Origin of the sequence: Fibrobacter sp. UWH9 (assembly GCF_900129715.1) — a bacterium.
GTDB lineage: Bacteria > Fibrobacterota > Fibrobacteria > Fibrobacterales > Fibrobacteraceae > Fibrobacter.
In genome coordinates this window covers 1-5,178 of the sequence record NZ_FQWP01000043.1, presented here as the reverse complement: position 1 = coordinate 5,178, position 5,178 = coordinate 1, and the positions used below count along the sequence as shown (strand labels likewise).

Genomic DNA, 5,178 nt, shown 5'->3' with positions numbered 1-5,178 from the left:
CGTGAATCCAGCGGCGACCTACTCTCCCGGACCCGTAGGCCAGGTACCATCGGCGATAGGAGGCTTGACTTCCGTGTTCGGAATGGGAACGGGTATGACCCTCCCTCGATAACCGCTGAAACAATCTCTCCGGCAGTAACCTGCAACCAGCGACTCTACTGAGTGGCTGAAGTAAAGGTGATGAATCCTAGCTGCTCACGCGACGCGTGTCGAACGTCATCGTTGAAAGAAAGGAAAAGCTCTCACGGGCTATTAGTACGACTCGGCTCAACGTGTCGCCACGCTTACACCTGTCGCCTATCGACGTCGTAGTCTCCGACGGCCCTTCAGGGGGTTGCCCCCGCGAGACCTGATCTTGGGAACGGCTTCACGCTTAGATGCCTTCAGCGTTTCTCCGATCCGTACACGGCTACCCGGCAATGCCGCTGGCGCGACAGCCGGTACACCGGAGGTACGTCCGACCCGGTCCTCTCGTACTAAGGTCAGCTTCCCTCAAGTCTCGTACGCCCACACCGGATAGGGACCGAACTGTCTCACGACGTTCTGAACCCAGCTCGCGTGCCGCTTTAATTGGCGAACAGCCAAACCCTTGGGACCTTCTCCAGCCCCAGGATGCGACGAGCCGACATCGAGGTGCCAAACCTCCCCGTCGCTATGAACGCTTGGGGGAGATCAGCCTGTTATCCCCAGAGTACCTTTTATCCATTGAGCAACGGCCGTTCCACGCTGTACCGCGGGATCACTAAGCCCTACTTTCGTACCTGCTCGACGTGTCCGTCTCGCAGTCAAGCTCCCTTATGCCTTTATGCTCTGCGCGCGATTGCCGACCGCGCTGAGGGAACCATTGGATGCCTCCGTTACCTTTTAGGAGGCGACCGCCCCAGTCAAACTGACCATCAGACACGGTCCCTGTCCCGGATGACGGGACGAGGTTAGATCTCAAAACGGGCAAGGGTGGTATTTCAAGGATGGCTCCACGACGACTGGCGTCGCCGCTTCCAAGCCTCCCACCTATCCTACACATGCCAGTCCTAAAACCAATGTCAAAATACAGTGAAGGTTCATGGGGTCTTTCCGTCCAGGTGCGGGTTGCCGGCATCTTCACCGGCACTGCAATTTCGCCGAGTCCCGGGAGGAGACAGTGCAGAAGTCGTTACACGATTCGTGCAGGTCGGAACTTACCCGACAAGGAATTTCGCTACCTTAGGACCGTTATAGTTACGGCCGCCGTTTACCGGGGCTTCGATTCAGCGCTTCGCGTGAGCTGACGCCTCCTGTTAACCTTCCGGCACCGGGCACGTGTCAGACCATATACATCCACTTGCGTGTTAGCATGGCCCTGTGTTTTTGGTAAACAGTCGCTTCTGCCGTTTCCCTGCGACCTCCTGCAGCCCTGGACTGTCCATCCTCACCGCTGGAGGCTCCCCTTATCCCGAAGTTACGGGGTTAATTTGCCGAGTTCCTTCTCCCGAGTTGTCTCGAGCACCTTAGGCTATTCGCCTCGTCCACCTGTGTCGGTTTACGGTACGGGCCACATCAATACTCCCTTAGGGGGTTTTCCTGGCACGGGCCCACGAGACTCAGCTTCCGGCCGAAGCCTTCCACCGGTCCGGCGCCTGGGGCATGTACCGGGGGGATTTGCCGCCCCGGAGCCTTGCACGCCATCCGCGACATCCATCAGTCGCTACTCGCTGTCCCATGCGTCGCCCCGTCGGTCAAACGCAGTGATGTGGGTGCGGGAATGTTCGCCCGCTTGTCATCGGCTACGCCTCTCGGCCTCGTCTTAGATCCCGACTGACCCCGGGGGGATTATCCTTGCCCGGGAACCCTTGGACTTACGGTGTGCGGGTTTTTCACCCGCATTTTCGCATACTCATGCCAGCATTCTCGTTTCCGATACCTCCAGCGCGCATCGCCACGCGCCTTCCCAGGCCTACGGAACGCTCTCCTACCACTCATTGCTGAGTCCATGACTTCGGTGATGTGCTTAGTCCCGATCATTTTCGGCGCGGGGTCGCTTGACCAGTGAGCTATTACGCTTTCTTTAAAGGGTAGCTGCTTCTAAGCTAACCTCCTGGCTGTCTGTGCAACCCCACATCCTTTACCACTTAGCACATACTTGGGGACGCTTAGTCGATGGTCCGGGTTGTTTCCCTTTCGTCCGCTGATCTTATCACCCGCGGGCTGTCTGCCATGCATCACGTTCACGGTATTCGGAGTTTGATAGGGTTTGGTAAGCGGGTGTGCCCCCTAGTCCTTCCAGTGCTCTACCCCCGTGAAGCTAACATGACGCCATACCTAAATATGTTTCGGAGAGAACAAGCTATCGCCCAGTTTGATTGGTCTTTCGCTCCTACCCACAGCTCATCCGGACACGTTTCAATGTATATCGGTTGGGCCCTCCACGAGGTGTTACCCCCGCTTCAGCCTGGCCATGGGTAGATCACTAAGGCTTCGTGTCTGCCGTGTACGACTGGTCGCCCAGTTGAGACTCGCTTTCGCTTCGGCTCCGGGCCTGAGGCCCTTAACCTCGCCGTACACGAGCAACTCGCTGGCTCATTAAACAAAAGGCACGCCGTCAGGAGGATGAATCCTCCCTCCGACAGAATGTATGCACGCGGTTTCAGGCGCTCTTTCACTCCCCTCTCGGGGTGCTTTTCACCTTTCCCTCACGGTACTGTGCACTATCGGTCATCCGCTCGTATTTAGCCTTGGAGGGTGGTCCCCCCGTCTTCAGGCAGGATTTCACGTGTCCCGCCCTACTCTTCGACGTACGCTCCATTGAACATGGCTACAGGCCTGTCACCTGCTATGGGGGGGCTTTCCATCCCGCTTCGCCTTGTCGCCTGAATGCGCGAACCGTCTGGGCTCTTCCCCTTTCGCTCACCACTACTGAGGGAATCTCGGTTGATTTCTTTTCCTCCGGGTACTTAGATGTTTCAGTTCCCCGGGTTTGCCTCCTCGGACCTATGTATTCAGTCCGTGGATACGCTTGCGCGTGGGTTTCCCCATTCGGATCCCCCGCAGTCAAAGGCCCTTTGCGCCTCGTGCGGGACTTTCGGGGCTTGGCCCGTCCTTCGTCGCCGGCAGATGCCTAGGCATCCCCCGCGTGCATTCCTTCGCTTAATTCCTGTTTCCAACGATAAAGCTCGATCTGTCGCTCGCATGAGCAGCTCGAATCCACCTTTTTTCTCAGTGCTTCAAGTCACTCTGTATGCTTGATTGCTTTTCTTGGTTACATGCCGTAATTTTCAATCTGCAGGTCGGCGCGGTGGCCTTCCCATTTTCTGCGCCCGGAAGCGCTACTGGAGCTAAGGAGACTCGAACTCCTAACATCCAGCTTGCAAAGCTGGCGCTCTACCAGTTGAGCTATAACCCCTTAAGCTATGGGCCTGAATGGACTTGAACCATTGACCCCCGCCTTATCAGAGCGGTGCTCTAACCAGCTGAGCTACAGACCCGGGCTCTAAAAGAATCGGAGATGTGCTTTCGTGGCGACTTCTAGTCTGAACGTCTTTCGATTACAGGTGGTTGGAAACCAGTTCCAAATTTTACTCCTTAAAGGAGGTAATCCAGCCGCACCTTCCGGTACGGCTACCTTGTTACGACTTAGCCCCAGTCAGAGGTCTTGCTTTAGGCGCTGGCTCCCTTGCGGGTTGGCATCGCGACTTAGAGCACTCCCTCCTCCCATGGCTTGACGGGCGGTGTGTACAAGGCCCGGGAACGTATTCACCGTGGTGTGCTGACCCACGATTACTAGCGATTCCAGCTTCACGGAGTCGAGTTGCAGACTCCGATCCGAACTGAGGCCGGCTTTGAGGATTGGCGCCCTGTCACCAGGTAGCGACCCATTGTACCGACCATTGTAGCACGTGTGTAGCCCAGGATGTAAGGGCCATGAGGACTTGACGTCATCCACACCTTCCTCCGGGTTGTCCCCGGCAGTCTCTCCAGAGGGCCCCCTTGCGGGTGGCAACTGGAAACGTGGGTTGCGCTCGTTGCGGGACTTAACCCAACATCTCACGACACGAGCTGACGACAGCCATGCAGCACCTGTGCGGAACGTTGTATTGCTACAAAACGGCGATCTCTCGCCGCGGCGTTCCCATGTCAAACCCTGGTAAGGTTCTGCGCGTTGCTTCGAATTAAACCACATGCTCCACCGCTTGTGCGGGCCCCCGTCAATTCCTTTGAGTTTCATACTTGCGTACGTACTCCCCAGGCGGCATACTTAACGCGTTGGCTTCGGTACCCGGGGCGAGCCCCGGACACCCAGTATGCATTGTTTACGGTGCGGACTACCAGGGTATCTAATCCTGTTTGCTACCCGCACTTTCGAGCATGAGCGTCGATAAGTCCCCAGCAAGCTGCCTTCGCCATCGGTGTTCTTCCTGATCTCTACGCATTCCACCGCTACACCAGGAATTCCGCTTGCCCCTGAACTATCCAAGAGAAACAGTCCAGTCTGCAGGTCCGGGGTTGGGCCCCGGTATTGTACAGACTGCTTGCATCTCCGCCTGCGCTCCCTTTACGCCCAGTGATTCCGAACAACGCTTGCACCCCTCGTATTACCGCGGCTGCTGGCACGAAGTTTGCCGGTGCTTCCTTTCGAGGTACATTCAACTTAACCGAAATTAAGCATTATTCCCTCACGACAGTGGTTTACACACCGAAATGCTTCTTCCCACACGTGGCGTTGCTGCATCAGGGTTTCCCCCATTGTGCAATATTCCCTACTGCTGCCTCCCGTAGGAGTCTGGGCCGTATCTCAGTCCCAATGTGGCCGATCACCCTCTCAGGCCGGCTACCGATCGTCGCCTTGGTGGGCCGTTACCCCGCCAACTAGCTAATCGGACGCAAGCTCATCCCACACCGATAAATCTCTAGTCAACAGTCCATGTGGACTGCCACTCTCCTGGGCATTAACCGCGCGTTGGCACGGGTATTCCCTGATATGGGGCAGATTGCTTACGCGTTACTCACCCGTTCGCCGCTAGGACCGAAGTCCCCGCTCGACTTGCATGTATAAGACACGCCACCAGCGTTCGTTCTGAGCCAGGATCAAACTCTTCATTAATTTTTTAAAGTCTTGGTCCCGTAATCACGTTCGTATTTGACTAATTCCAAGAAATTTCTTGGGCCGTCACTAAGCACATCTCCGATTCCTTCAATCTTCTC

General features: G+C 56.4%; 2 tRNA genes and 3 rRNA genes. All 5 read right to left on the bottom strand.

Annotated elements, in window-relative coordinates:
• Positions 1-5: 5 nt before the first annotated feature.
• The 5 genes from rrf to BUB94_RS15975 all read right to left on the bottom strand — a co-directional run bounded on the left by rrf (position 6) and on the right by BUB94_RS15975 (position 5,077).
• Positions 6-120: ribosomal RNA gene (gene rrf, locus BUB94_RS15995) — 5S ribosomal RNA — on the bottom strand.
• A gap of 110 nt (positions 121-230) precedes the next feature.
• Positions 231-3,131: ribosomal RNA gene (locus BUB94_RS15990) — 23S ribosomal RNA — on the bottom strand.
• Positions 3,132-3,306: 175 nt separating this feature from the next.
• Positions 3,307-3,379, bottom strand: a tRNA-Ala gene (locus BUB94_RS15985).
• Positions 3,380-3,387: 8 nt separating this feature from the next.
• Positions 3,388-3,461 (bottom strand) — tRNA-Ile (locus BUB94_RS15980).
• 99 nt (positions 3,462-3,560) lie between these two features.
• A 16S ribosomal RNA gene (locus BUB94_RS15975) occupies positions 3,561-5,077 on the bottom strand.
• Together the 16S, 23S and 5S rRNA genes with 2 tRNA genes alongside form the textbook arrangement of a ribosomal RNA operon.
• Positions 5,078-5,178: the final 101 nt, after the last annotated feature.